Raw genomic sequence first — 24365 nt, 5'->3', positions numbered from 1 at the left:
TTGTGCGGCAAGTTTAGTTGAGCATTGAACTTCTTGCCACCCCTAACCGGAAAAACCCGGAAGGCATTCCCCCCGGACACGGCCGAAGGCCGGCGCCCTGGGCGGACGCCGGCCTTCATCACGAGGACCCGGTGCTTCGGCAGCGGCTCAGTGTGGCAGCAGGTGGTGGACATGGAGGCGGTGAAGGCAGCAGGCGGCGGCGATCAGACCGGCGCCGCCACCGGAGACCGCACGGCGATCGACTGCCTGGCCTCCTCCGGCACCCCCTCGGGCATCCGGTCCGCGAAGCCGCTCGGCGGCGGCGAGCCGAGGATCGCGATGCCGAGGGCGATTCCGGCCTGCTGGATGGTGTCGTTCAGGGGCAGCCGCGGGCCACGAGCACCTCGCCGACGGGTACGCCGAGGCCGTCACGGCCGGCACGGACCCCGTGGGCCTGTGCGACGAGGAGTTCGCCCTGCGTCTGCCGAGGCAGGGCGGCAGGGCGGCAGGTTCTAGCCGTACATCCGGCGCATCGCGAACTCGACCATCTGCTCGACGGCCTTCGCGTCGAAGACCATGCGGTGCTCGCCCTCCATGTCGACGACGAAGCCGTAGCCGGTCGGCAGCAGGTCGATCACCTCGGCGCCGGTGATGACGAAGTACTTGGACTCCTTGCCCGCGTACCTGCGCAGTTCCTTCAGCGAGGTGAACATCGGGATCACCGGCTGCTGGGTGTTGTGCAGGGCGAGGAAACCCGGGTTGTCGCCGCGCGGGCAGTACACCTTGGACGTCGCGAAGACCTGCTGGAAGTCCTCGGCGGACATCTGCCCGGTGGTGAAGGCCCGCACCGCGTCCGCGAGCGAGGGCGGGGACGGCTCGGGGTAGAGCGGCGGCTGCTGGCCGTATCCGCCGACGCCACCGGCCATGGGCTGCTGCGGCGGGGCGTACTGCTGCTGTGCAGCACCGCCGTCCATGGGCTGGCCGTATCCATACATGGGCGCAAGCGTACCGAGAGAGGCCGCCTGGGCGAGCGGGTACGGGGGTGCCGGCAAAGCGACAGCAGGTTGACAGCGACTCGACAGTTCCCTCGCTGGTTTCGCACAGCCGCCGCTCCTAGCGTCTGCCGTATCGAGAGAAGTGCCAGAAGCGGCACCGCACCGGCAAGGGGACAACCATGCACCGACACCACGACGACGAGGACCACGAGCACGACAGAGGCCTCTCCTACGACCTTCCCGTCCTCGCCCGCCGCCGCATGATCCGGTTGATGGCGGGGGCCGGCCTGGTGCCGCTGGTGGGCTGCAGCTCACAGGACGAGACCTCGGCGGCCGCCTCTTCCAAGGGCTCCGCCGGCTCCTCCTCGTCCGCCGAGTGCGCGACCATCCCGAACGAGACCGCCGGTCCCTTCCCCGGCGACGGCTCGAACGGCGTGAACGTCCTCAAGGAGAGCGGTGTCGTGCGCAGCGACATCACCAAGAGCTTCGGCGACTCGGCGGGCGGCACCGCCGAGGGCGTGCCGCTGACCGTCACGCTCACGGTCGTGGACGCCGCCTCCGGCTGCGGAACGCCGAAAGAGGGCGCCGCCGTCTACCTCTGGCACTGCGACCGGGACGGCAACTACTCCCTGTACTCGGAGGGCGTCACCGAGGAGAACTACCTGCGCGGTGTGCAGGAGACCGACGACAAGGGCCAGGTCACCTTCAAGAGCATCTTTCCGGCCTGCTACCAGGGCCGCTGGCCGCACATCCACTTCGAGGTGTACGGCAGCCTCGCGGACGCCACCGCCGCGACCTCCATCACGAACACCTCTCAGCTGGCCTTCCCCAGGGACGTCTGCGACACGGTGTACGCCTCGGACGGCTACGACGCGAGCGTGCGCAATCTGAGCAGCCTCTCCCTGGAGACCGACGGCATCTTCAGCGACGGCCACGACCAGCAGCTGGCGACGGTGACCGGCGGCGTGGCCGAGGGATACACGGCGACACTGACGGTTCCGGTGTGACCTGTCACAGATTGCGGATCGGGGTTGCGTCTTATTACTGACGGGTAGCATCATCGTAGCTACTTGTTGGTACGTGAACTAGCGCGAGGAACCAAGTGCCTCGCCGATCCCGCTACGGAGTCGTTGACCATGGGGCACTACAAGTCGAATCTCCGCGACATCGAGTTCAACCTCTTCGAAGTACTCGGACGCGACAAGCTGTACGGCACGGGTCCGTTCGAGGAGATGGACGTCGAGACCGCGAAGAGCATCCTGGAGGAGCTGACCCGCCTCTCCGAGAACGAGCTCGCGGAGTCCTTCGCCGACGCCGACCGCAACCCGCCGGTCTTCGACCCCGAGACGAACACCGCGCCGGTTCCGGCGTCCTTCAAGAAGAGCTACAAGGCCTTCATGGACTCCGAGTACTGGCGTCTGGGCCTGCCCGAGGCGATCGGCGGCACCGTAGCCCCGCCGTCCCTGATCTGGTCGTACGCGGAGCTGATCCTCGGCTCGAACCCGGCCGTGTGGATGTACTCCTCCGGCCCGGCGTTCGCCGGCATCCTCCACGAAGAGGGCAACGAGGTCCAGAAGAAGATCGCGCAGATCGCGGTCGAGCGGACCTGGGGCTCCACCATGGTGCTGACCGAGCCGGACGCCGGCTCGGACGTCGGCGCGGGCCGCACCAAGGCGGTCCAGCAGGAGGACGGCTCCTGGCACATCGAGGGTGTGAAGCGGTTCATCACCTCCGGTGAGCACGACATGGAGGAGAACATCCTTCACTACGTGCTGGCGCGCCCCGAGGGTGCCGGTCCCGGCACCAAGGGCCTGTCCCTCTTCCTCGTTCCGAAGTACCTCTTCGACTTCGAGACCGGCGAGCTGGGCGAGCGCAACGGCGTCTACGCCACCAACGTCGAGCACAAGATGGGCCTGAAGGCCTCCAACACCTGCGAGATGACCTTCGGCGACCAGCACCCCGCCAAGGGCTGGCTGATCGGCGACAAGCACGACGGCATCCGCCAGATGTTCCGGATCATCGAGTTCGCCCGCATGATGGTCGGCACGAAGGCGATCTCAACGCTGTCCACGGGCTACCTGAACGCGCTGGAGTACGCCAAGGAGCGCGTCCAGGGCCCGGACCTCGCGAACTTCATGGACAAGACCGCGCCCAAGGTCACCATCACCCACCACCCGGACGTGCGCCGCTCGCTGATGACGCAGAAGGCGTACGCGGAGGGCATGCGCGCGCTGGTGCTGTACACGGCGTCGGTGCAGGACGCGATCGCGGTGAAGGAGGCGGCCGGCGAGGACGCCAAGACCGAGCACGCGCTCAACGACCTGCTGCTGCCGATCGTCAAGGGCTACGGCTCCGAGAAGGGCTACGAGCAGCTCGCCCAGTCGCTGCAAACCTTCGGTGGCTCCGGGTTCCTCCAGGAGTACCCGATCGAGCAGTACATCCGTGACGCCAAGATCGACACCCTGTACGAGGGCACGACCGCGATCCAGGGCCAGGACTTCTTCTTCCGGAAGATCGTCCGCAACCAGGGCGCGGCCCTGAACTCCCTCGCCGAGGACATCAAGAAGTTCCTGGCGCTCGCAGAGGGCGGCGAGGAGCTGGCCGGCGCCCGCGAGCACCTCGCGAAAGCCGCCGTCGAGCTGGAGGCGATCGTCGGCCTGATGCTGACCGACCTCGCGGCCACCGAGCAGGACGTCAAGAACATCTACAAGGTGGGCCTGAACACCAGCCGCCTGCTGCTGGCCTCCGGTGACGTCGTCGTCGGCTACCTGCTGCTGAAGGGTGCCGCGGTCGCCGCCGAGAAGCTGGCGTCGGCGTCCTCCAAGGACAAGGCGTTCTACCAGGGCAAGATCGCGGCGGCGAAGTTCTTCGCGGCCAACGTCCTGCCGGGCGTCACCGGTGCGCGCAAGCTCGCCGAGGGCGTCGACCTGGACCTGATGGAGCTGGACGAGGCGGCCTTCTAGCCGGACGAGCGGCCATCTGGCCGGACGAGGGGCGTCACCACCGCCCCTTTTCCGGCCAGTCGTTCCCGTCACTCACGGACATTCCACATCGCCCTTACGAGGGCCCGCTCCCCTTCTCCGGGAGCGGGCCCTCGTACGTCGTTAAGGTGAACCCCATGAGCGAACCCCCCCGCTTCGATCGCGGCCACACCGACGACCTCATGTCCTTCCTGGCGGCGAGCCCGTCGCCGTACCACGCCGTGGCGAACGCCGCCGAGCGGCTGGAGAAGGCCGGATTCAGGCAGGTCGCGGAGACGGACGCCTGGGACGCGACGAGCGGTGGCAAGTACGTGCTGCGCGGTGGCGCGATCGTGGCCTGGTACGTCCCCGAGGGAGCGGCGCCCCACACGCCGTTCCGGATCGTCGGCGCGCACACCGACTCCCCCAACCTACGGGTGAAGCCCCGGCCCGACACCGGGGCGCACGGCTGGCGTCAGGTGGCCGTGGAGATCTACGGCGGACCGCTGCTCAACTCCTGGCTCGACCGCGACCTGGGCCTCGCGGGCCGGCTGACGCTGCGGGACGGCTCGTCACGGCTGGTGAACGTGGACCGTCCGCTGCTGCGCGTCCCCCAGCTCGCCATCCACCTGGACCGCTCGGTGTCGGCCGAGGGGCTCAAGCTCGACAAGCAGCGCCACCTGCAGCCCGTCTGGGGCCTCGGTGACACCGTGCGCGACGGCGACCTGATCGCCTTCCTGGAAGAGACCGCCGGGCTGGCCGCGGGCGAGGTCACGGGCTGGGACCTGATGGTCCACTCGGTCGAGCCGCCGGCGTACCTGGGCCGGGACAAGGAACTGGTCGCGGGCCCGCGCATGGACAACCTGCTGTCGGTCCACGCGGGCACGGCCGCGCTGACCGCGGTGGCCTCCGCGGGCGCCGGACTGCCGTACATCCCCGTGCTGGCCGCCTTCGACCACGAGGAGAACGGCTCGCAGAGCGACACCGGCGCGGACGGGCCGCTGCTGGGCGGCATCCTGGAGCGCTCGGTGTTCGCGCGCGGGGGATCGTACGAGGACAAGGCACGTGCCTTCGCCGGCACCGTCTGCCTCTCCTCCGACACGGGCCACGCGGTCCACCCCAACTACGCCGAGCGCCACGACCCCACGCACCACCCGCGCGTCAACGGCGGGCCGATCCTCAAGGTCAACGTCAACAACCGCTACGCGACCGACGGTTCGGGCCGCGCTGTGTGGGCCGCGGCCTGCGAGAAGGCGGACGTGCCCTTCCAGTCCTTCGTCTCCAACAACTCCATGCCCTGCGGCACCACCATCGGCCCGATCACCGCGGCCCGACACGGCATCATGACCGTCGACATCGGCGTGGCGATCCTTTCGATGCACAGCGCACGGGAGTTGTGCGGTGTGGACGACCCGTGGCTGCTGGCGAATTCGCTGGTGTCGTTCCTGGAGGGGTAGTTCGCGGAGGCAGCCGCATGGGTGCCGCCGACCGGGGTACCCGGCGGTCCGGACCGGAACGACCGGACCGGACAGGAGGCGACACTCATGGGCCTCGGCGGATGCATCATCCTCATCGCCGCGGGAGCCATTCTCACGTTTGCGACCGACTGGGACATGGAGGGGGTCAACCTCGACCTGGTCGGCATCATCCTGATGATCGTCGGGCTGATCGGCGTCACGACGTTCAGCAGCATCGCCAGGCGCAGGCGTGTGGTGGTACCGCCTTCGACCCCGGTCGTGGGCGAGGAGCCCCACCACCATCGACGGGACGGGTACAGCGACGGCTACGGCGTCTGAGAGTCCGCCTCGCCGTCCATCCCGGCGAGCACCAGCGGGAGGCGGTCCGCCCCGGCCTCGGCCAGGCGGACCGGCACTCCCCAGTCCTGCTGATGGACATGGCATGCCGGGTACTGGTCAGCGGGGTCGTCGTCGCAGGACGCGGCCATCGCTGAGACGTGCAGGACGCCCTCCGGGACGGAGGGGTCGAATTCGAGGGTGCGGGAGAGATCGGTCCCCGCACCCTCGCCCATGCGCAGCAGCCCCGACGGGGTCGACGAGACCAGCAGGCGGGTCGACGGACCGTACCGGGTGTCCAGCTTCTGGCCCGCCGGGGCCTGGAAGATCACATCCAAGTGGAGCTTGCCGGGGGCGACTTCGGTGGCGGCGCGCCGGGTGCGGTGGGCGACCGCCTCGACGCGTACGGCCTCCTCCGGCAGGCGCAGCCGGGTCAGCCGGTGTCCGGCCGACTCCACGACCACGATGTCGTCCCCGACCAGGACCGCGTCCGACGGCTCCCGCAGATCGGTCGCCAGGGTGGTGACCTCGCCGGTCGCCGGGTCGAAGCGGCGCAGGGCGTGGTTGTAGGTGTCGCTGACCGCGACCGAGCCGTCGGGGAGTGCCGTGACGCCCAACGGGTGCTGCAACAGCGCCTGTTCGGCGGCGCCGTCGCGGTGGCCGAAGTCGAAGAGGCCGGTGCCGACGGCGGTGTGGACGGTGCCGTCGAGGTCGACCCAGCGCAGGGCCGACGTCTCCGAGTCGGCCAGCCACAGCCGCTGCGGCGTCGCCGCGAGGCCCGACGGCTGGGCGAACCAGGCCTCGGTGGCGGGGCCGTCGACGAGGCCCTCGTTGGAGGTGCCGGCGGCGACGGAGACAGTGCCGTCGGCCGGGTCGTACGCCCACAGCTGGTGGATGCCGGCCATGGCGATCCAGACCTTGCCGTGCCACCACGCCACGTCCCACGGTGAGGACAGATTGACCTCGCGCGCGGGGCCCGACGTCGAGTCGCCCTGCATCCACTGGTGGCTGGTGCCCGCGAGGGTGGTGGTGCGGCCGCTCTCCGGGTCGAAGCGCCTGAGCGCGTGGTTCACCGTGTCGGCGACGACCACGGAGCCGTCCGGCAGCAGCGCCAGGCCCTGCGGCTCGTTGAACCGCGAGCGGACCGAGGTGCTGTCGGTGAGCCCACGGCTGCCCTGACCGATCCGCCGTACGACGCTCTCCCCGTCCCCCTCCAGCTCCACCAGCTGATGCCGGGTCGTGTCACTGACCAGGAAGTTCCCCGACGGCAACAGCACGGCCTTTCCGGGGAAGCGCAGCACCGTCGGTTCCGGTTCCGGCGCCACGTACGGCCCGTCGCCGCGGCGCAGGGTGCCCTTGGCCGCGTGCTCGGCCTCCAGCTCGGTCACCAGGCGCTCGATGGCGTGCACATGGCCCTCGCCGGCGTGCTGCGCGACGACATACCCCTCCGGGTCGATCACCACGAGCGTGGGCCAGGCCCGAACCGCGTACTGCTTCCAGGTCGCGAGCTCCGGGTCGTCCAGGACGGGATGCTCGACGCCGTACCGCTCCACGGCGTCCACGACCGCCTCGTGCTCTGCCTCGTGCACGAACTTCGGCGAGTGCACCCCGATGACCACCACCGTGTCCCGGTGCTTGTGCTCCAGCTCCCGCAGCTCGTCCAGGACATGCAGGCAGTTGATGCAGCAGAACGTCCAGAAGTCCAGAACGACGATGCGTCCGCGCAGGTCGGCCAGCGTGTACGAGCGGTCGCCCGTGTTCAGCCAGCCGCCCTTGCCGACCAGTTCGGGGGCGCGGACGCGGACGCGGCGGGGGGCGGAGTCGTTCATGCCCCAAGGGTGCCACCCCGCACTGACAGTCAGGTCAGGGCGTGTCCCGTCGTGGCGTCCACATGGGCCGGTACCTCGTCGTGGCGGTCGCCGACGGTGAGGGTGCCGGTGGGTTCCAGGACGAGGATCGCGGCGGGGGCCGGGGCGTACGGCTTGTGTTCGGTGCCGCGCGGGACCGTGAAGACGGAACCCCTGGGCAGGACGACCGTGCGCTCGCCGCTCGCCTCCCGCAGGGAGATGTGCAGCTCGCCGTCCAGGACCAGGAAGAACTCGTCGGTGTGGTCGTGGACGTGCCAGACGTGCTCGCCGTCGGCCTTGGCCACGCGGACGTCGTAGTCGTTGACGCGCGTGACGATGCGGGGGCTCCACGTACTTGTGAACGACGCGAGGGCCTTTTCCAGGGAGATGGGTTCCATGCGGCCAGCTTGTGGGGTGGCCCGCGCTTCCCACGAGTGCTAGGAATCGCATATGACGCAAGGATCCTCTCAACGACCGCATCGCGTGGCGGTGATCGTCGACGAGGGCACCAACCCCTTCGAGGTCGGCGTCGCCACCGAGCTGTTCGGACTGCCGCGGCCCGAGCTCGGCCTCGCCGGGCCGCTGTACGACGTGACCCTGTGCGCGCCCGCGCGCGTGGTGCGGATGAACCACGGCTTCTTCACGCTGACCGGCGTGCCCGGACTGGACGCGGTCGACGCGGCCGACACCCTCGTCGTGCCCGGCCGCCCGGACAACGTCGTCCCGCGCGGTGGGGCCGTACTCGACGCCATCCGGCGCGCGCACGCGCGTGGGGCCCGCGTCATCAGCCTGTGCACCGGCAGCTTCGCGCTCGCCGAGGCGGGGCTGCTCGACGGACGCCGCGCCACCACCCACTGGCGGTGGGCCGACATCTTCCGCGAGCTCCATCCGAAGGTGCTGCTCGAACCGGACGTGCTCTTCGTCGACGAGGGCGACATCCTGACCGCGGCGGGCAGCGCCGCCGCGCTCGACCTGTGCCTGCATGTCGTACGGCGGGACCATGGCGCGGAGGTCGCCAACGCGGTCTCCCGACGGCTCGTCTTCGCCGCGCACCGGGACGGCGGGCAGCGGCAGTTCGTGGAGCGGCCGGTGCCGGACGTGCCGGACGAGTCGCTGGCCCCGCTGCTGGCGTGGGCGCGGGCACGGCTGGGGGAGCCGTTGACGGTGGCCGGCCTGGCGGACCGTGCGGCGGTGTCGCCGGCCACCCTGCACCGGCGTTTCCGGGCACAGCTCGGGACGACGCCGCTGGCCTGGCTGACGGGGGAGCGGGTGGCGCTCGCGTGTCGGCTGATCGAGCGCGGCGAGGAGCGGCTGGACGTGGTGGCGGCCCGCAGCGGACTCGGCACCGCGGCGAACCTGCGCGCCCGCGTGCGGCGCGAGACCGGGCTCAGCCCGTCGGCCTACAGACGGCGTTTCGGACCGGGCGGCGGGGAACCTCTGGTGTCATGAGATTCCTCGTACGCGACCGGCTCCTCGGCTTCGGTGACGACTACTGGATCGAGGACGACCGGGGCAGCAAGGTGTACCTCGTCGACGGCAAGGCGATGCGGCTGCGGGACACCTTCGAGCTGAAGGACACCCAGGGGCACGTCCTCGTCGACATCCACCAGAAGATGTTCGCCCTGCGGGACACGATGGTGATCGAGCGCGGTGGCGAGCCCCTCGCGACGATCCGCCGCAAACGCCTGTCCCTGCTGCGCAACCACTACCGGGTGTCCCTGGCCGACGGCAGCACGGAACTCGACGTCAGCGGCAAGATCCTGGACCGGGAGTTCGCCATCGAGTACGACGGCGAACTGCTGGCCGTCGTCTCCCGGCGATGGCTGCACGTGCGGGAGACGTACGGCGTGGACGTCGTACGGGACGACGCGGACCCGGCGCTGCTGATCGCGGTGACCGTGTGTGTGATCCACCTGGCGGAGAAGGAACGCGGGGACGACTGAGGCGGCGAGCCTGCGGGGCACCCGCCCGCGGGCGCGCCGTCAGCGACGCGGCGCCGCCAGCCCCAGCACGCGATCCTTCAGCGCCGGGAACTGATCCCGTGTCACCGCGACCTTCCCCGGGTCGAACTCCACCGTGAGGACCTGCTCCCCCGCGCCGGCCTCGGCCAGCACCTCGCCCCACGGATCGACCACGATCGAGTGACCGGCCTGCGGAACTCCGGCGTGCGTACCGGCCGTTCCACAGGCGAGCACGAACGCCTGGTTCTCCACCGCCCGCGCCTGAGCCAGCAGCGTCCAGTGCGCCCGGCGGCGCTCCGGCCAGCCCGCGGGGACGACCAGGGTCTCGGCGCCGGCGTCGACGAGACCGCGGAAGAGTTCGGGGAAGCGGAGGTCGTAGCAGGTGGCCACACCCAGGACGGTCTCGGGCAGAGCGACCGTCACCAGTTCCTCGCCCGCGCCCATCAGCACCGCCTCTCCCTTGTCGAAGCCGAACCGATGGATCTTGCGATACGCGGCGGCCAGATCACCGGAGGGGGAGAAGACAAGAGAGGTGTTGTAGAGCGGACCGTCAGGGTCCCGCTCGGGGATCGAGCCCGCGTGCAGCCACACGCCCGCGTCGCTCGCGGCCTTCGCCATCGCCTCGTAGGTCGGCCCTTCGAGCTGCTCGGCCTCGTCGGAGAAGGCCTCGTAGGCGAACGCCCCGGTGGTCCACAGCTCCGGCAGTACCACCAGATCCGCCCCGGCCTGTTCCCGTACCAGAGAGGCGACCCTCACCCGACGCGATTCGACCGATTCGCCCTCATTGACGTCGATCTGGAGCAAAGAGGCGCGCACACTACCACCGTCCTGGCATTCGAGCGGTCCACACAGGCTTCCACACAGGCCTACGATCGTCACACGAAAGCACTGCCGGGGTGCCTCACAGCAGCGTAACTTAGCGTTTCAAGACACCCGCCGACAGCAGCCGCCGCCCACTGGCACCGACGCCACAACCTGCCCGCGTACCGACGTACCAACCGCCGAGGGGTCCCGTTCCGTGAGTCTGCATCCAACCCTCCAGCCCTACGCCGACGCCTGGACCCACTCCATCGAAGCGATATCCGAGCTGGTGACGCCGCTCGTGGAGGGCGAGTGGAACCGGCGGACACCGTGCCCCGGCTGGTCGGTCCGTGACGTCGTGTCCCATGTCATCGGCCTGGACTGCGAGATGCTCGGCGACCCGCGCCCCATCCACACACTGCCGCGCGACCTCTTCCACGTCACCAACGACCACCAGCGTTACATGGAGATGCAGGTCGACGTCCGCCGCCACCACACGGCGCCGGAGATGACGTCCGAGCTGGAGTACACGATCATCCGCCGCAACCGCCAGCTGCGGAACGAGTCCCGCGACCCCGGCACGAAGGTGCGCGGCCCGCTCGGCGCGGAGCTCACCCTCGAAGAGTCCATGCGGGGCCACGCCTTCGACTTGTGGGTGCACGAACAGGACCTGCGCACCGCCCTCGGCCGCCCCGGCAACCTCGACTCCCCCGGCGCGCACATCGTCCGTGACCACCTCCTCGCTCAGCTGCCCGATGTCGTCGCCATCAAGGCGGAGGCCCCTCGCAGCTCGGCCATCGTCTTCGACGTCCACGGCCCGATCGAGTTCCTGCGCACGATCCGCATCGACATCCAGGGCCGCGGCACCCTCGAAACGGCCCCCGCCCTCGGCCCCGCCGCCACCCTCACCCTCGACTGGGAGACGTACTTCCGCCTGGCCTGCGGCCGGGTGACCCCGGAGGCGGTGGCGGACCGTCTGAAGGCGGAGGGCGACCCGGACCTGACCAAGGCGATCCTGCGCAACTTCACGGTGACGCAGTAGTTCCGGGCGTCCGGACGGCCACTCGGTGGGGCGGGCGGAGGCGACGGAGGCGAAAACCGCTGTCGCCCACCCCCCACCCACGGCTACCGTCCCGGCGTGACAGACACCCACACCACACCCACGCACCCCCCGCGCCTGACCCGCCTCACCTTCCACGGCCCCCTGTCGGAGTCCCGCGCCGCCGCCCTCGTACAGCGCCTCTCCCGTACGAACCCGGCCACCGTGCTCGACATCGGCTGCGGCTGGGGCGAGTTGATGCTCCGCATCCTCGCGGCCACCCCGGAAGCGACAGGCGTCGGCATAGACCTCAACGGCGACGACCTCGCCCGCGCCCGCCGCAACGCCGAGGACAGAGGGCTCGGGCAGCGGGCCGAGTTCGTCGAGGAGTCGGCCACCAACACCTCGCGCGGCCCCGCCGACCTGGTCCTGTGCGTGGGAGCGAGCCAAGCCCTCGGCACGGCCGAGGCGGCGGACCACCTCACGGAGGCCCTTCGCGAACTGCGCCGCCTGGTCACCGACAACGGCCGCGTGCTGCTCGGCGAGGGTTTCTGGCAGCGGCCCCCGACCCCCGCCGAGCTCAAGGGCATGTGGCCGGGAGCCTCTGCCGACGACCACCACGACCTCGCCACCCTCCTCGACCTGGCGGTCGCCGCGGGCTTCCGTCCGGAGTGGACGGAGACGGCGAGCCTCGACGAGTGGGAGGAGTTCGAATCGGCGTACCAGGCGGACGCCGAGATATGGCTGGCCCAGCACCCCGACCACCCCCTGGCCGCCGAGACCCGCGAACGCCTGGACCGCCACCGCGCCCAGTGGATGAGCTACCGAGGTGTGCTGGGACTGGCGTACCTCACCCTGGTCCCGGCCCTCTGAGTCACGCGCACGCCGGCTCAAGCGGGAACGTGCACTGTCTCCACCCTGCTGGCGACCAGCCGTTCCCGCTCTCTGAGCGCCGCCCGCTTCCGCAGCCGCAGGATCTGGCTGACCCCCAGCGCCTGAAGGACGAACACCACCGAGAAGGCGACCGCGTAGTCGCCGCCCGTCGCGTCCAGCAGCACACCGACCGCGAACAACGTCGTCATCGAGGCCACGAAACCACCCATGTTGGTGATGCCGGACGCCGTCCCCTGACGCTCCGGCGGATTCGCCGGCCGCGCGAAGTCGAAGCCGAGCATCGAGGCCGGCCCGCACGCCCCGAGCACCCCGCACAGCACGACCAGCAGCCACATCGGCGCCGTCTGACCGGGCCAGACCAGCGTCGTCGCCCAGAGCGTCGCCGTCGCCGCGACGGTCCCGAGCGCGAGCGGGAGCCGGGCCTCGTGGTGCCGGGCGACGATCTGGCCGTAGACCAGGCCCACCACCATGTTCGACAGGACGACCAGGGTGAGCAGTTCACCGGCCGTGGCCCGCGACAGCCCCTGCGCCTCGACCAGGAACGGCAGCCCCCACAGCAGCAGGAAGACCATCGCCGGGAACTGCGTCGTGAAGTGCACCCACAGCCCCAGCCGGGTGCCCGGCTCCCGCCAGGACGCGGCGATCTGGCGTCGTACGTAGGCCGCGCCCAGGTGCGGCAGCGGCTCCGGCTCGTGTCCCTCGGGGTGGTCCTTCAGGAACAGCAGCAACAGCACGAGTACGACGACCCCGGCGCCCGCGCTGCCCGCGAACGCGGCCGTCCAGCCCAACCCGTGCAGCAGCCGGGCCAGCACCAGCGTGGAGACCAGGTTGCCCGCCATGCCCGCGAGACCGGCGAGCTGCGCTATCAGCGGTCCTCGCCGGGCCGGGAACCAGCGGGTGCCGAGCCGCAGCACGCTGATGAACGTCATCGCGTCGCCGCAGCCCAGCAGCGCACGCGAGGCGAGGGCCATGCCGTACGACGGGGAGAAGGCGAAGCCCAGTTGGCCCAGGGTGAACAGCACCGTGCCCATGGCGAGCACCTTCTTGGTGCCGAGCCGGTCGACCAGCAGGCCGACGGGTATCTGCATACCCGCGTACACGAGCAGTTGGAGGATCGAGAAGGTCGACAGGGCCGAGGCGTTCACGTCGAAGCGGTCCGCGGCGTCGAGGCCGGCGACGCCCAGCGACGTACGGAAGATGACGGCGACGAAGTAGACCGAGACGCCTATGCCCCAGACGGCGACGGCGCGGCGGCCGCCCGGAGGATCGCCGGGCAGTGCGGCGGACCTCATCGCTCGTCACCTCGCGCGAGATGCGAGAACCAGTCGATGTGCCGGTGGACCAGCCCGACGGCCGCCTCGGGATCCCCGGAACGCAGCGCCTGAAGGATCTCCTCGTGCTCGACGAGGGTCTTGGCGATCCGGTCGGGGTGGGAGTGCAGGACGGCGACGCCCATGCGCAGTTGGCGGTCGCGCAGTTGGTCGTACAGCCGCGACAGGATCTCGTTGCCGCCGCTGCGGACGATCTCCGCGTGGAAGCAGCGGTCGGTGACGGCGGCTGCGGCGAGGTCGCCGGCGGCGGCCTGTTCCTTCTGCCGGGCGAGCAGTTCCTCGAGTCGCTCGATGAGTCCGGGCGGTGCGGGGACGGCCTTGCGCGCCGCGTGCTCCTCGACGAGTAGCCGCGTCTCCACGACATCCTTGATCTCCTGCGCGGAGACCGGCAGGACCAGTGCGCCCTTCTTCGGGTAGAGCTTGATCAGCCCCTCGACCTCCAGCCGCAGCAGCGCCTCCCGCACCGGAGTGCGCGAGACCCCGACGGCTTCCGCCAGCTCGCCCTCGGTGAGCAGCGTCCCGCCTTCGTAACGGCGGTCCAGGACGCCCTGTTTGACGTGGGTGTAGACGCGGTCGGCGGCGGGCGGCCGCTTCACGGGTGCGGGCGGGGCGGAAGGCATGGCCACAGCATAGATACAACACGTACGCATGGCAGTGCTCGTCCAGCATCCGGACCGCAGCCAAGCCCTCAGCCAACCCCCCGGTCAAACCCTCGGTCAAACCCTCGGTCAAAAAAGCAACATTGATGCCAGCCGTTGCACAACCTTGTGTGCTACTTACGTGTCACACACGTGCGGCCCCACCATCTTCCCCACGAACTCGGCCGCACTTTCGGGGCATTTCGACGTAATCGGGGTATTTCAGTTGCTAACAGCCACCAAGGGCTTCCGTATCCGTAGAGCCGCCGCCGTCGCCATGACGACCGGCGCGGTGCTCGTCACCGGAGGCCTCACCGCGGCTCCCGCGCAAGCCGTGACCGCGCCCACCATCACCGCCCCGGGCGGATACCTGATGAACAGCGCGACCGGCACGACGCTCTTCACCAAGGCCGCTGACACCAAGAGGCTCACCGCCTCCACCACGAAGATCATGACCGCCAAGGTCGTGCTCTCGCAGACGAACCTGAACCTCGACACCAAGGTGACGATCCGGAGGGAGATCAGCGACTACATCGTCTCCAAGGGCGCCTCTTCGGCCCGGCTGATCGTCGGCGACAAGGTCACCGTCCGCCAGCTGCTCTACGGGATGATGCTGCCGTCCGGCTGTGACGCCGCGATGGCCCTCGCCGACAAGTTCGGCTCCGGCACGACGGTCAAGGCCCGCACGGCCAACTTCATCGGCAAGATGAACACCATGGCCTCGAGCCTGGGCATGACCAACACGCACTTCGACTCGTTCGACGGCATAAGCAATGGCTCCAACTACTCGACGCCGCGCGACCTGACGAAGCTCGCCCGCAGCGCGATGAAGAGCACCACGTTCAAGGCCGTCGTGAAGACGAAGTCGTACACGGCCAAGACGATCACGAGCAGCGGCTCCACCCGCACGATGGCGCCGTGGACCAACACCAACGTCCTGCTCGGCTGGAACGGCACGCTCGGCATCAAGACCGGCTCCGGCACCGAGGCCAAGTACTGCCTCGTCTTCGCCGCCACGCTCAACGGCGAGCAGGTCATGGGCGCCGTCCTGACCGCCTCCTCGGAGGCCAACCGCACGTCGGACGTGAAGAAGCTGATCAGCTACGGCTACGCCCGCATCAGCTGACGCCTGCTGACACTCGCACGCAAAGGGGCGGCCACTCGACAGTGGCCGCCCCTTTCGCTGTCACCCGTGGCTCACGCCCAGGTGATCAGCCGCTTCGGCTGCTCCAGGATCGCCGCGACGTCCGCCAGGACCTTGGAGCCCAGCTCGCCGTCCACCAGGCGGTGGTCGAAGCTGAGCGCCAGCGTCGTGACCTGACGCGGCTTCACCTTGCCCTTGTGGACCCACGGCTGAAGCTTGATCGCGCCGATCGCGAGGATCGCGGACTCGCCGGGGTTGAGGATCGGAGTGCCGGTGTCGACGCCGAAGACGCCGACGTTGGTGATGGTGACCGTGCCGCCCTGCATCGCGGCGGGGGTGGTCTTCCCCTCCCGCGCCGTCGACACCAGCTCGCCGAGCGCCTGCGCCAGCTGCGGGAGCGTCTTGGCGTGGGCGTCCTTGATGTTCGGGACGATCAGACCGCGCGGGGTCGCCGCCGCGATGCCCAGGTTGACGTAGTGCTTCCGCACGATCTCCTGGTTCGCCTCGTCCCACGACGAGTTGACGTCCGGGTTGCGCTTGATCGCGACCAGCAGGGCCTTGGAGATGAGCAGCAGGGGGTTCACGCGCAGGCCCGCGAACTCCTTGTCCTCCTTGAGCTCCTCGACCAGCTTCATCGTGCGCGTCACGTCCACGGTCACGAACTCCGTGACATGCGGCGCCGTGAACGCCGAGCCGACCATCGCCGCGGCCGTCGCCTTGCGGACGCCCTTGACCGGGACACGGGTCTCGCGAGCCGTGTCGTACGTGACCACCGGCGCCGCGGCGGCGGCGGGCGCGGCGGCCGGGGGAGCCGGGGCGGCCTGCGCCACCGGCTCGGCGGCCGGGGCCGGCGGGGCCACCGCCGCGTGGACGTCCTCGCGGGTGATGATGCCGTCCGGGCCGGTGGGAGTCACCGTGGCCAGGTCGACGCCCAGGTCCTTCGCCAGCTTGCGCACCGGCGGCTTGGCCAGCGGCCGGGGAGGCGTCACCTCCGCCGCGGGACCATGGCCGTTCAGCTCGGACTGCAGGGCCTGCGCCGCGGGCGCGGGCTCCTGGCGCGGGACGTCGGCCCCCTTGCGCGGGCGGCGCTTCGTCGAGGTCTGGGCCACGCCGTAGCCGACCAGCACCGGCTGGCGGCCCGAGCCCGCCGACTTGGGCTCCTCCTCCGGCGCCTCGGGCTGCGCGGCGGGCGCCTCGGCGGCCGGGGCCGCCCCGCCCGCCAGGTCCACCGCGATGATCGCCGTACCGACGTCCACCGTCGTGCCCTCGGGGAAGTGCAGCTCACGGACCACCCCGTCGTACGGGATGGGCAGCTCCACGGCCGCCTTGGCCGTCTCGACCTCGCACACCACCTGGCCGTCGGTGACCGTGTCGCCCGGCTGGACGTACCACTTGAGGATCTCCGCCTCGGTGAGTCCCTCGCCCACGTCGGGCATCTTGAACTCGCGCACGGACGCTTCAGTCATCGTCGTCACGACCCTCTCCTCAGTACGCCAGGGCACGGTCGACGGCGTCGAGCACCCGGTCCAGGCCCGGCAGGTACTCCTCCTCCAGACGCGCCGGCGGATACGGGGCGTGGTAACCGCCCACCCGCAGCACCGGGGCCTCCAGATGGTAGAAGCAGCGCTCCGTGATCCGGGCGGCGATCTCCGCGCCCGAACCGAAGAACACCGGTGCCTCGTGGACCACGACCAGCCGGCGGGTCTTCTCGACCGACGTCTGGATGGAGTCGAAGTCCAGCGGGGAGACCGAGCGCAGGTCCAGGACCTCCAGGCTGCGGCCCTCCTCGGCGGCCGCGTCGGCGACCTCCTGGCACAGCTTCACCATCGGGCCGTACGCGGCCAGCGTGACATCCGTGCCCTCGCGGACGACCCGCGCCTTGTGCAGCGGGCCCGGGATCGCCTCGGGGTTGACCTCGGCCTTGTCCCAGTAGCGCCGCTTGGGCTCGAAGAAGATCACCGGGTCGTCGCTCTGGATGGCCTGCTGCATCATCCAGTAGGCGTCCGACGCGTTGGACGGCGAGACGATCTTCAGGCCCGCCACATGCGCGAAGAGGGCCTCGGGGGACTCGCTGTGGTGCTCCACCGCGCCGATGCCGCCGCCGTAGGGGATACGGACCACGATCGGCAGCTTGACCTTGCCCAGCGAGCGCGCGTGCATCTTGGCGAGCTGGGTGACGATCTGGTCGTACGCCGGGAAGACGAAGCCGTCGAACTGGATCTCCACCACCGGGCGGTAGCCGCGCAGGGCGAGGCCGATCGCCGTGCCGACGATGCCCGACTCGGCCAGCGGGGTGTCGATGACGCGGCTCTCGCCGAAGTCCTTCTGCAGGCCGTCGGTGACCCGGAAGACACCGCCGAGCTTGCCGACGTCCTCGCCCATGATCAGGACCTTGGGGTCCGCGTCCAGGGCGTGGCGCAGCGACTCGTTGATCGCCTTGGCCAGAGCCAGGTTCTTTACTGTCTCCGCTGCCATGTCAGGCCCCCTCTACGTCCGCGAACGACGCCTGGTAGGCGGCGAACTGGGCGCGCTCCTCGTCGACGAGCGCATGCCCGTCCGCGTACACGTTCTCGAAGATGGCGAAGTGGTCCGGGTCCGGCATGGCGCGGACCGCCTCGCGCACTCGTTTGCCCAACGCCTCGCTCTCGGCCTCCAGTTCCGCGAAAAATCCCTCGTCCGCGTGGTTTGAGGACTCGAGATGGCGGCGAAGGCGCAGGATCGGGTCCTTCGCCTCCCAGGCCTGGCGCTCCTCGTCACCCCGGTAGCGGGTGGGGTCGTCGGAGGTGGTGTGGGCACCCATGCGGTACGTGTACGCCTCGACCAGCGTCGGTCCCTCGCCACTGCGGGCGCGTTCCAGCGCCCACTTCGTCACGGCCAGACACGCCAGGACGTCGTTGCCGTCGACCCGGACGCCGGGGAAGCCGTAGCCCTGCGCACGCTGGTAGAGCGGCACGCGGGTCTGCTTCTCGGTCGGTTCGGAGATCGCCCACTGGTTGTTCTGGCAGAAGAACACCACGGGGGCGTTGTAGACCGCGGAGAAGGTGAAGGACTCGGCCACGTCGCCCTGGCTGGAGGCGCCGTCGCCGAAGTAGGCGATGACCGCGCTGTCGGCGCCGTCCTTGGCGATGCCCATCGCGTAGCCGGTGGCGTGCAGCGTCTGGGAGCCGATGACGATCGTGTAGAGCTGGAAGTTGTTGCTGTTCGGGTCCCAGCCGCCGTTGTTCACGCCGCGGAACATGCCGAGCAGGTTGCTCGGGTCGACCCCGCGGCACCAGGCGACACCGTGCTCGCGGTAGGTCGGGAAGACGTAGTCGTCCTCGCGGGTGGCCCGGCCGGAGCCGATCTGGGCGGCCTCCTGGCCGAGCAGCGACGCCCACAGACCCAGCTCGCCCTGGCGCTGCAGGGAGGTGGCCTCGGCGTCGAAGCGTCGGGTGAGCACCATGTCGCGGTAGAGGCCGCGGAGCTCTTCGGGAGTGATGCCGGCGACGTACTTGTCGTACTCGGCGTTCTTGACGCGCTTGCCCTCGGGCGTCAGCAACTGCACGAGTTCGGGGTCCGCGCCCTGCGTTTTCCTTGCGGTTGTGGTCTTGCCGGCCGTGCTCTTGGTACCGGCGCTGCGTCGCGGCTTGCGCGCGGCAGTGCTCTCCACGGTCACGTGTGCTCCTCCGTCGGTCCGGCGCCCGGGTTCGCCGGGTGCCAGTGCGGCTCACCTGAAGCCCTACGGACGCACAGGGTGGGTGCGCTCGATGGGGACAGGCGTGACAAGTGCCCCGGCGAGCATCCTGCAAAAGGCACGTTACCCAGTGCTCCACATTTCTGTGAAACCCCTCCTGACCTGCGATTTTGCTTGGATTTCCAAGTAAATCTCGAAAGTCGGGAACAACTCCTGGTCACAGCCTTGCAGGGGGCCGGAACAACGGCACGTTATATCGGTGAGCCAGGCCACGGGAAGAGTCGCCGCGGGGCAGATCACTCAGTCGATGTGACATCAGCCTCGTATGCGAAGAATGAAATGTCCCGGTATTCCCGCTCGATTAAAACGATCAAGAAGACGATCAAGAATGGCGAGGCGTCCGGTGATCGGTCCCGCGACCGGAAGTGACTGACGGCGACTGGCAACGACTGGCTGTGACAACGCCCAGCTCACAGGATCCGCCGGTGCCCTAGCATCGGCGCGTGCCGCGCTCCTGTGTACCACCCCTTGTGCCCCACACGCCCCCTCTGGGCGCCCTCCTCCGCCAGTACGCCGCCGGTTCCGCCCTCGCCTGCGATCCCGTCGACCAGGGCCTGCTGAACCGCGGCTACCGGCTGCGCACGACCCGCGGCCGCTACTTCCTCAAGCACCACTACGACCCCGAGACGGCCGACCCGGCCGCCATCGCCCGCCAGCACCGGGCGACCCAGCGCCTGGCCGACCTCGGCGTCCCGGTGGCCCCGCCGCTGCCCGGCCGGGACGGACGTACGGTCGCCGTCGTCGGCGGCCGCGCGTACGCCCTGCACCCCTGGATCGACGGCCGGCACCGGCACGGCGGCCAGCTGACGCGCGGGCAGTGCGAGCGGCTGGGGGCGTTGTTAGGCGTGGTGCACGCGAGCCTGGAGCGTGTGATGCCGGTGGAGGGGCGGGCGCCGGTCGAGAGCGCCGACCCCGCCGAGACGTTCACCGTCATCGACGACCTGCTCGCCCGGGTGCGCCGCCACCGCCCCGCCGAATGCTTCGACGAACTCGCCCGGCACCGCCTCCTGGAACGCCGCGAACTCCTGGAGCGGCACGCCGGCCGGCGTCCCCCGCGCGGCGCCTGCGTCGGCTGGGTGCACGGCGACTTCCACCCCTTCAACCTGCTCTACCGGGGTGACGCCCCCGCCGCGATCGTCGACTGGGACCGCCTCGGCGTGCAGCCCCGCGCGGAGGAGGCCGTACGCGCCGCCGCGATCTTCTTCGTACGGCCCACCGGGGCACTCGACCTGGCGAAGGTACGGGCGTACGCGCGCGCGTACCGGCGTACGGCCGGCGCCACCGCCGACGAGCTCGCGGCGGCCGTGCACCGTGTCTGGTGGGAGCGGCTCAACGACTTCTGGATGCTGCGCTGGCACTACGAGCGCGGCGACACCCGCGCGGACCCGCAGTTCCCTGCCGTCTCGGCACTGGCCGTGTGGTGGACCCGGGAGTACGACGCGGTCCGCGACGCCTTCGCGGACTGACGTGACGGCGTCTCCGCGGACAGCCGGGGTGCCGCGAACGGCACGCGCGCGTGGAGCCCGTCCCGGGCCGCACACGCGCGCGTGAGGGTTCGTCCCGCTCAGCGGCGGGACGGTGTCGACAGGCCGCTCAGCCTCCGGCGCCGTCCGTCGGCGCGGTGGGAAGCGTCGGCGGTGTGGTCGGTTCCTCCGTCGGCTCCTCGGTGGGCTCCTCCGTCGGCTCCTCCGTCGGCTCGGCCGTGGTCGGCTCCTCCGTCGGCTCCTGCGTCGGCTCCTCGGTGGGCTCCTGCGTCGGCTCCTCCGTCGGCGTGTAGTCCGGGTCGGTGCCCGTGCCGGTGCCGTCGTCCGTGAATTCCTCGGTCGGCTCCTCGGTCGCCTCGTCGGTCGGCTCCTCGGTCGCCTTGTCCTCGTCCTTGGTCTGGGACGTGGTCGGCGTCTGGGTGGTGCCCTTACCGCCGCCGCCACCGCCGTCGTTGTTCAGCGCCAGCGCGACGCCCGCCGCGATGGCGATCACCGCGAGGACGGCGAGGATCCACAGCTTGCCGCGGCCGCTGCCCCGGTTGCCGTGCCCCTCGAAGCCGCCGTCGTCCCCGCCGCCGTACCCGGAGGGCAGGATCTGCTGCGGGATCTGCGTCGTACCGGGGGCCGGGTCGCCGGGATGGCCCATGACGGTCGTGTTGGCGAAGCCCGCGGCCGGGGTGTGGCGGCCCTCGTGCATGGTCACCGGGCCGGTGTTCCAGGTGCCGGTGTGGCCGCCCTGGTCGTACAGCATCTGCAGGCCGTACTGGACGAGGCCGCGCATCTCCTCGGCCGTCTGGAACCGGTCGTCCGGCTCCTTGGCGAGCGAACGCATGACGAGGCCGTCGAGCTCCGGGGGCGTCGCGTCGGAGACCTCGGACGGCGGGGTCGGGATGTCCTGGACGTGCTGGTAGACCACCGACAGCGGGGTCTCGCCGGTGAACGGGGGCCTGAGCGCGAGGAGTTCGTAGAGGAGGCAGCCCGTCGCGTACAGGTCGGAGCGGTGGTCGACGGCCTTGCCGAGCGCCTGCTCGGGCGAGAGGTACTGCGGGGTGCCCATGACCATGCCGGTCTGCGTCATCGTCGACTGCGCGCCGTGCAGGGCGCGGGCGATGCCGAAGTCCATCACCTTCACGGCGCCGTTGTGGGTGATGATGACGTTGGCGGGCTTGATGTCGCGGTGCACGATGCCGTGCTGGTGCGAGTAGGCGAGGGCCTCCAGGACGCCGGAGACGATGATCAGCGCCTGCTCGGGGCCGGGTGCCTCGGCATTGATCAGGAGGTCGCGGATGGTGCGGCCCTCGACGATCTCCATGACGATGTACGGCACGCTCTGGCCGTTCACGAAGTCCTCGCCGGAGTCGTACACGGCGACGATCGCGTGATGGTTGAGACCGGCCACCGACTGGGCCTCGCGCGTGAAGCGGGCCTTGGACACCGGGTCCTCGGCAAGGTCGGAGCGCAGCAGCTTGACCGCCACGGTGCGGCCGAGACGCACGTCCTCGGCCGCGAACACCTCGGCCATGCCGCCCCGGCCGAGTCTGCGGGTCAGCCTGTAACGGCCGTCCCCGACAAGTCCGCCATTACCCCACATTTCCGGCGCGTCTGACATACCGCCGCCAGCCGCCTCGGGGTCGGACGGGCCCTGAGCGCGCTGCTGCTGTGCCATCGGTCCTCGCCGTCGTTTCTGCCCGCGGTGCGCGCGGTGTTGTTACGGTCTCCGTCGGCCACGCTACAGCCTCGGCGCAAGCCGCCGGTCCGAGACGGTCGCCCCAACCGGACGGAGACAGACCGGCCATCAAACCGGTACCCCGTCCCCTCGTGCAAATTCTGTGCAGCGACCGTACGGCCCCTGTAACGCTTCCGCGACGCTCCCTTCGCGTACGGTCACGGAACGGGCACCGCGCTTGACCTGTCAGTGCCGTGGGGCAGACTTGGCCGGGAATAGCACATTGGATCACTCGGGACCACTCGGTCCAGCGGCCGCAGGCGCCCGAGAGGCACGGGGGACGCAGAACATGAGCCAGGACGGCACACAGGGCGCGAACGCGGGGCGGTCGCTGGCCGGTGGCCGCTATCAGCTGCGCGACCTGCTCGGCCAGGGCGGCATGGCGGCGGTGCACCTCGCGTACGACTCCGTGCTCGACCGACAGGTCGCGATCAAGACCCTGCACACCGAGCTCGGCCGTGAGCAGGCGTTCCGCGAGCGCTTCCGCCGCGAGGCGCAGGCCGTGGCCAAACTCACGCACACCAATATCGTCTCGGTCTTCGACACCGGCGAGGACACCGTCGGGGGCATGACGACGCCGTACATCGTCATGGAGTACATCGAGGGCCGCCCGCTCAGCTCGGTCTTCGACGAGGACGTACGGCAGTTGGGCGCGGTGCCCGCCGACAAGGCGCTGAAGATCACCGCGGATGTGCTCGCCGCTCTGGAGATCAGCCACGAGATGGGGCTGGTCCACCGGGACATCAAGCCGGGCAACGTGATGCTGAACAAGCGTGGCGTGGTCAAGGTGATGGACTTCGGCATCGCGCGCGCCATGCAGTCCGGTGTGACCTCGATGACGCAGACCGGCATGGTCGTCGGCACCCCGCAGTACCTCTCGCCGGAACAGGCGCTCGGCCGGGCCGTGGACGCCCGCTCCGACCTCTACTCGGTCGGCATCATGCTGTTCCAACTCGTCACCGGGCGGCTCCCGTTCGACGCGGACTCCCCCCTGGCGATCGCGTACGCGCATGTACAGGAGGAGCCGGTGGCTCCGTCCTCGATCAACCGCGCGCTGCCGTCGGCCGTGGACGCGCTGGTGGCCCGCGCCCTGAAGAAGAACCCGAACGAGCGCTTCCCGAGCGCCGAGTCCATGCGCGACGAGTGCCTGCGCGTGGCCGCGTCCTTCCAGGCCGCCCCGCCGAGCATCGTGCCGGGCGCGCAGACGCAGAGCGGCCAGGGCGTCGGCGCCTCGGTGTTCCCGCCGGTCGGCCAGACGCCCCCGCCGGGCGGCCCGGTCCAGTCGCCGTACCAGCCGACCCCGGCCCCGGCCCCGAACCCGTACGGCACCCCGCCGCCGTCCGCGCCCTCGCCGGCCTACGGCTACCCGCAGCAGCAGCCCGGCTTCCAGACGCCCCAGCCGATGGCGTACTCCCCGCAGCCGGGCCATGCGACGCCGCCGCCGTACTCCATCTCGCCCCGGACACAGCCCCCTTCGGGCGGCGGCAGGAACAACAAGCCGGTGATCATCGGCTCGATCGTGGTGTCCATGGTCGCGGTGGTCGGACTGATCGCGGCGCTCGCCCTGAAGGGCGGTGGCGGCTCCGACGACGACGCGGGCGCCAGCGGCGGCGCGACCGCCACGTCCCCGGTGACGAAGAAGGCGGGCTACCGCGAAGGGGACAGCTCGAAGACGGTCGAGACGACGGACTGCACCGAGCCTTCGGAGTCGTACTCCGACCCGGACAAGGTGACGATGCCGGACTTCACGTTCAAGTACTGGCCATCGGTAGTGGAGTGCCTCGACGAGGCGGGGTGGAAGTACGAGAAGGTCGACATCGACGAGAACACCTACGGGCAGGGCACCGTCATGCGGCAGTCGCCCAAGGTGCGCACGGACTTCGACCCGGACGACCCGCCGACGATGACCTTCGAGGTCTCGACGGGCAATCCGCAGTGACGTCCGCGCAATGCCAGTGAATTAGCAGAACTCTGCTGGTCAGCAGCCCGCTGATGGTCGGTTTGGGCTGATTTCATCCTTGGTGACACTGGGTAGTTCGT

At 70.1% G+C, this 24365-nt stretch carries 21 protein-coding genes; 11 read left to right on the top strand and 10 right to left on the bottom strand.

Annotated features, from left to right (window positions below; all coding sequences use genetic code 11):
- Positions 1 to 491: 491 nt before the first annotated feature.
- A complete protein-coding gene (locus tag ACZ7NC_RS31020; RefSeq protein ID WP_383412208.1) occupies positions 492 to 974 on the bottom strand; it encodes an SseB family protein in 483 nt (160 codons plus the stop codon).
- Positions 975 to 1153: 179 nt separating this feature from the next.
- Here ACZ7NC_RS31020 and ACZ7NC_RS31015 point away from each other — a divergent pair, with 179 nt between their 5' ends.
- The 4 genes from ACZ7NC_RS31015 (at position 1154) to ACZ7NC_RS31000 (ending at position 5730) form a co-directional block, all read left to right on the top strand.
- Complete coding sequence (locus ACZ7NC_RS31015) at positions 1154 to 1981, top strand: intradiol ring-cleavage dioxygenase (RefSeq protein ID WP_471492810.1); 828 nt, start codon at positions 1154 to 1156, stop codon at positions 1979 to 1981.
- 129 nt (positions 1982 to 2110) lie between these two features.
- Positions 2111 to 3937 carry an acyl-CoA dehydrogenase gene (locus ACZ7NC_RS31010; protein ID WP_471492809.1) on the top strand — a complete coding sequence of 609 codons (1827 nt, stop codon included), beginning with the start codon at positions 2111 to 2113 and terminating at the stop codon, positions 3935 to 3937.
- A 155-nt stretch (positions 3938 to 4092) separates the two neighbouring features.
- The gene (locus ACZ7NC_RS31005; protein WP_471492808.1) at positions 4093 to 5391 is read left to right on the top strand and encodes a M18 family aminopeptidase; all 1299 of its coding nucleotides are present in this window, start codon (positions 4093 to 4095) and stop codon (positions 5389 to 5391) included.
- An 87-nt stretch (positions 5392 to 5478) separates the two neighbouring features.
- Positions 5479 to 5730 (top strand): DUF6458 family protein, encoded by a 252-nt coding sequence (locus tag ACZ7NC_RS31000; RefSeq protein ID WP_471492807.1) that lies wholly within the window; start codon positions 5479 to 5481, stop codon positions 5728 to 5730.
- Here the strand turns inward: ACZ7NC_RS31000 and ACZ7NC_RS30995 are convergent.
- Complete coding sequence (locus ACZ7NC_RS30995) at positions 5718 to 7556, bottom strand: NHL domain-containing thioredoxin family protein (RefSeq protein WP_471492806.1); 1839 nt, start codon at positions 7554 to 7556, stop codon at positions 5718 to 5720. The two genes, ACZ7NC_RS31000 and ACZ7NC_RS30995, sit on opposite strands and share 13 nt — an antisense overlap.
- 29 nt (positions 7557 to 7585) lie before the next feature.
- Entirely contained in the window at positions 7586 to 7972 is a 387-nt protein-coding gene (locus ACZ7NC_RS30990; protein ID WP_471492805.1) for a cupin domain-containing protein, read from the bottom strand.
- Between the two features lie 52 nt (positions 7973 to 8024).
- Here ACZ7NC_RS30990 and ACZ7NC_RS30985 point away from each other — a divergent pair, with 52 nt between their 5' ends.
- Complete coding sequence (locus tag ACZ7NC_RS30985; protein ID WP_471492804.1) at positions 8025 to 9023, top strand: helix-turn-helix domain-containing protein; 999 nt, start codon at positions 8025 to 8027, stop codon at positions 9021 to 9023.
- Positions 9020 to 9517 (top strand): LURP-one-related/scramblase family protein, encoded by a 498-nt coding sequence (locus tag ACZ7NC_RS30980; RefSeq protein ID WP_404098296.1) that lies wholly within the window; start codon positions 9020 to 9022, stop codon positions 9515 to 9517. The genes ACZ7NC_RS30985 and ACZ7NC_RS30980 overlap by 4 nt, the downstream gene beginning before the upstream one ends.
- A 39-nt stretch (positions 9518 to 9556) precedes the next feature.
- On the opposite strand, the gene ACZ7NC_RS30975 is transcribed toward ACZ7NC_RS30980, so the two are convergent.
- A complete protein-coding gene (locus ACZ7NC_RS30975) occupies positions 9557 to 10351 on the bottom strand; it encodes a carbon-nitrogen family hydrolase (RefSeq protein WP_471492803.1) in 795 nt (264 codons plus the stop codon).
- A gap of 202 nt (positions 10352 to 10553) precedes the next feature.
- Here ACZ7NC_RS30975 and ACZ7NC_RS30970 point away from each other — a divergent pair, with 202 nt between their 5' ends.
- The gene (locus ACZ7NC_RS30970; RefSeq protein ID WP_471492802.1) at positions 10554 to 11378 is read left to right on the top strand and encodes a maleylpyruvate isomerase family mycothiol-dependent enzyme; all 825 of its coding nucleotides are present in this window, start codon (positions 10554 to 10556) and stop codon (positions 11376 to 11378) included.
- Positions 11379 to 11474: 96 nt separating this feature from the next.
- The gene (locus tag ACZ7NC_RS30965; protein WP_471492801.1) at positions 11475 to 12248 is read left to right on the top strand and encodes an SAM-dependent methyltransferase; all 774 of its coding nucleotides are present in this window, start codon (positions 11475 to 11477) and stop codon (positions 12246 to 12248) included.
- Between the two features lie 17 nt (positions 12249 to 12265).
- On the opposite strand, the gene ACZ7NC_RS30960 is transcribed toward ACZ7NC_RS30965, so the two are convergent.
- Both ACZ7NC_RS30960 and ACZ7NC_RS30955 read right to left on the bottom strand, forming a co-directional pair.
- The gene (locus ACZ7NC_RS30960; RefSeq protein ID WP_471492800.1) at positions 12266 to 13561 is read right to left on the bottom strand and encodes an MFS transporter; all 1296 of its coding nucleotides are present in this window, start codon (positions 13559 to 13561) and stop codon (positions 12266 to 12268) included.
- Positions 13558 to 14220: a GntR family transcriptional regulator gene (locus ACZ7NC_RS30955; RefSeq protein WP_471492799.1), complete on the bottom strand. Its 663-nt coding sequence runs from the start codon at positions 14218 to 14220 to the stop codon at positions 13558 to 13560. Before ACZ7NC_RS30955 ends, ACZ7NC_RS30960 begins: the two co-directional genes overlap by 4 nt.
- A gap of 295 nt (positions 14221 to 14515) precedes the next feature.
- Here ACZ7NC_RS30955 and ACZ7NC_RS30950 point away from each other — a divergent pair, with 295 nt between their 5' ends.
- Positions 14516 to 15364 carry a D-alanyl-D-alanine carboxypeptidase family protein gene (locus ACZ7NC_RS30950; RefSeq protein WP_471492899.1) on the top strand — a complete coding sequence of 283 codons (849 nt, stop codon included), beginning with the start codon at positions 14516 to 14518 and terminating at the stop codon, positions 15362 to 15364.
- Between the two features lie 71 nt (positions 15365 to 15435).
- Here ACZ7NC_RS30950 and ACZ7NC_RS30945 read toward each other — a convergent pair whose 3' ends face one another.
- Genes ACZ7NC_RS30945 through pdhA form a run of 3 tightly spaced genes read right to left on the bottom strand, consistent with a single transcriptional unit; the run spans position 15436 to position 19037 of the window.
- Positions 15436 to 16857, bottom strand: coding sequence for a dihydrolipoamide acetyltransferase family protein (locus tag ACZ7NC_RS30945; protein ID WP_471492798.1), 1422 nt, complete (start codon positions 16855 to 16857; stop codon positions 15436 to 15438).
- 10 nt (positions 16858 to 16867) lie between these two features.
- Positions 16868 to 17857, bottom strand: a complete 990-nt coding sequence (locus tag ACZ7NC_RS30940) for an alpha-ketoacid dehydrogenase subunit beta (protein WP_471492797.1) — start codon at positions 17855 to 17857, stop codon at positions 16868 to 16870.
- A 1-nt stretch (position 17858) separates the two neighbouring features.
- Positions 17859 to 19037 (bottom strand): pyruvate dehydrogenase (acetyl-transferring) E1 component subunit alpha, encoded by a 1179-nt coding sequence (pdhA, locus tag ACZ7NC_RS30935; RefSeq protein WP_471492796.1) that lies wholly within the window; start codon positions 19035 to 19037, stop codon positions 17859 to 17861.
- Between the two features lie 548 nt (positions 19038 to 19585).
- On the opposite strand from pdhA, the gene ACZ7NC_RS30930 reads away from it, so the two are divergent.
- Positions 19586 to 20581 carry a phosphotransferase gene (locus ACZ7NC_RS30930; RefSeq protein ID WP_471492897.1) on the top strand — a complete coding sequence of 332 codons (996 nt, stop codon included), beginning with the start codon at positions 19586 to 19588 and terminating at the stop codon, positions 20579 to 20581.
- Between the two features lie 127 nt (positions 20582 to 20708).
- Here the strand turns inward: ACZ7NC_RS30930 and ACZ7NC_RS30925 are convergent, their stop codons facing one another.
- Positions 20709 to 22265, bottom strand: a complete 1557-nt coding sequence (locus tag ACZ7NC_RS30925; RefSeq protein ID WP_471492795.1) for a protein kinase domain-containing protein — start codon at positions 22263 to 22265, stop codon at positions 20709 to 20711.
- 349 nt (positions 22266 to 22614) lie between these two features.
- On the opposite strand from ACZ7NC_RS30925, the gene ACZ7NC_RS30920 reads away from it, so the two are divergent.
- Positions 22615 to 24264 (top strand): protein kinase domain-containing protein, encoded by a 1650-nt coding sequence (locus ACZ7NC_RS30920; protein WP_471492794.1) that lies wholly within the window; start codon positions 22615 to 22617, stop codon positions 24262 to 24264.
- Positions 24265 to 24365 lie beyond the last annotated feature (101 nt).

It is taken from the genome of Streptomyces sp. NPDC111802 (assembly GCF_055634335.1).
Note: the sequence above shows the minus strand (reverse complement) of the source record. Positions and strands in the feature narration are given on the sequence as shown.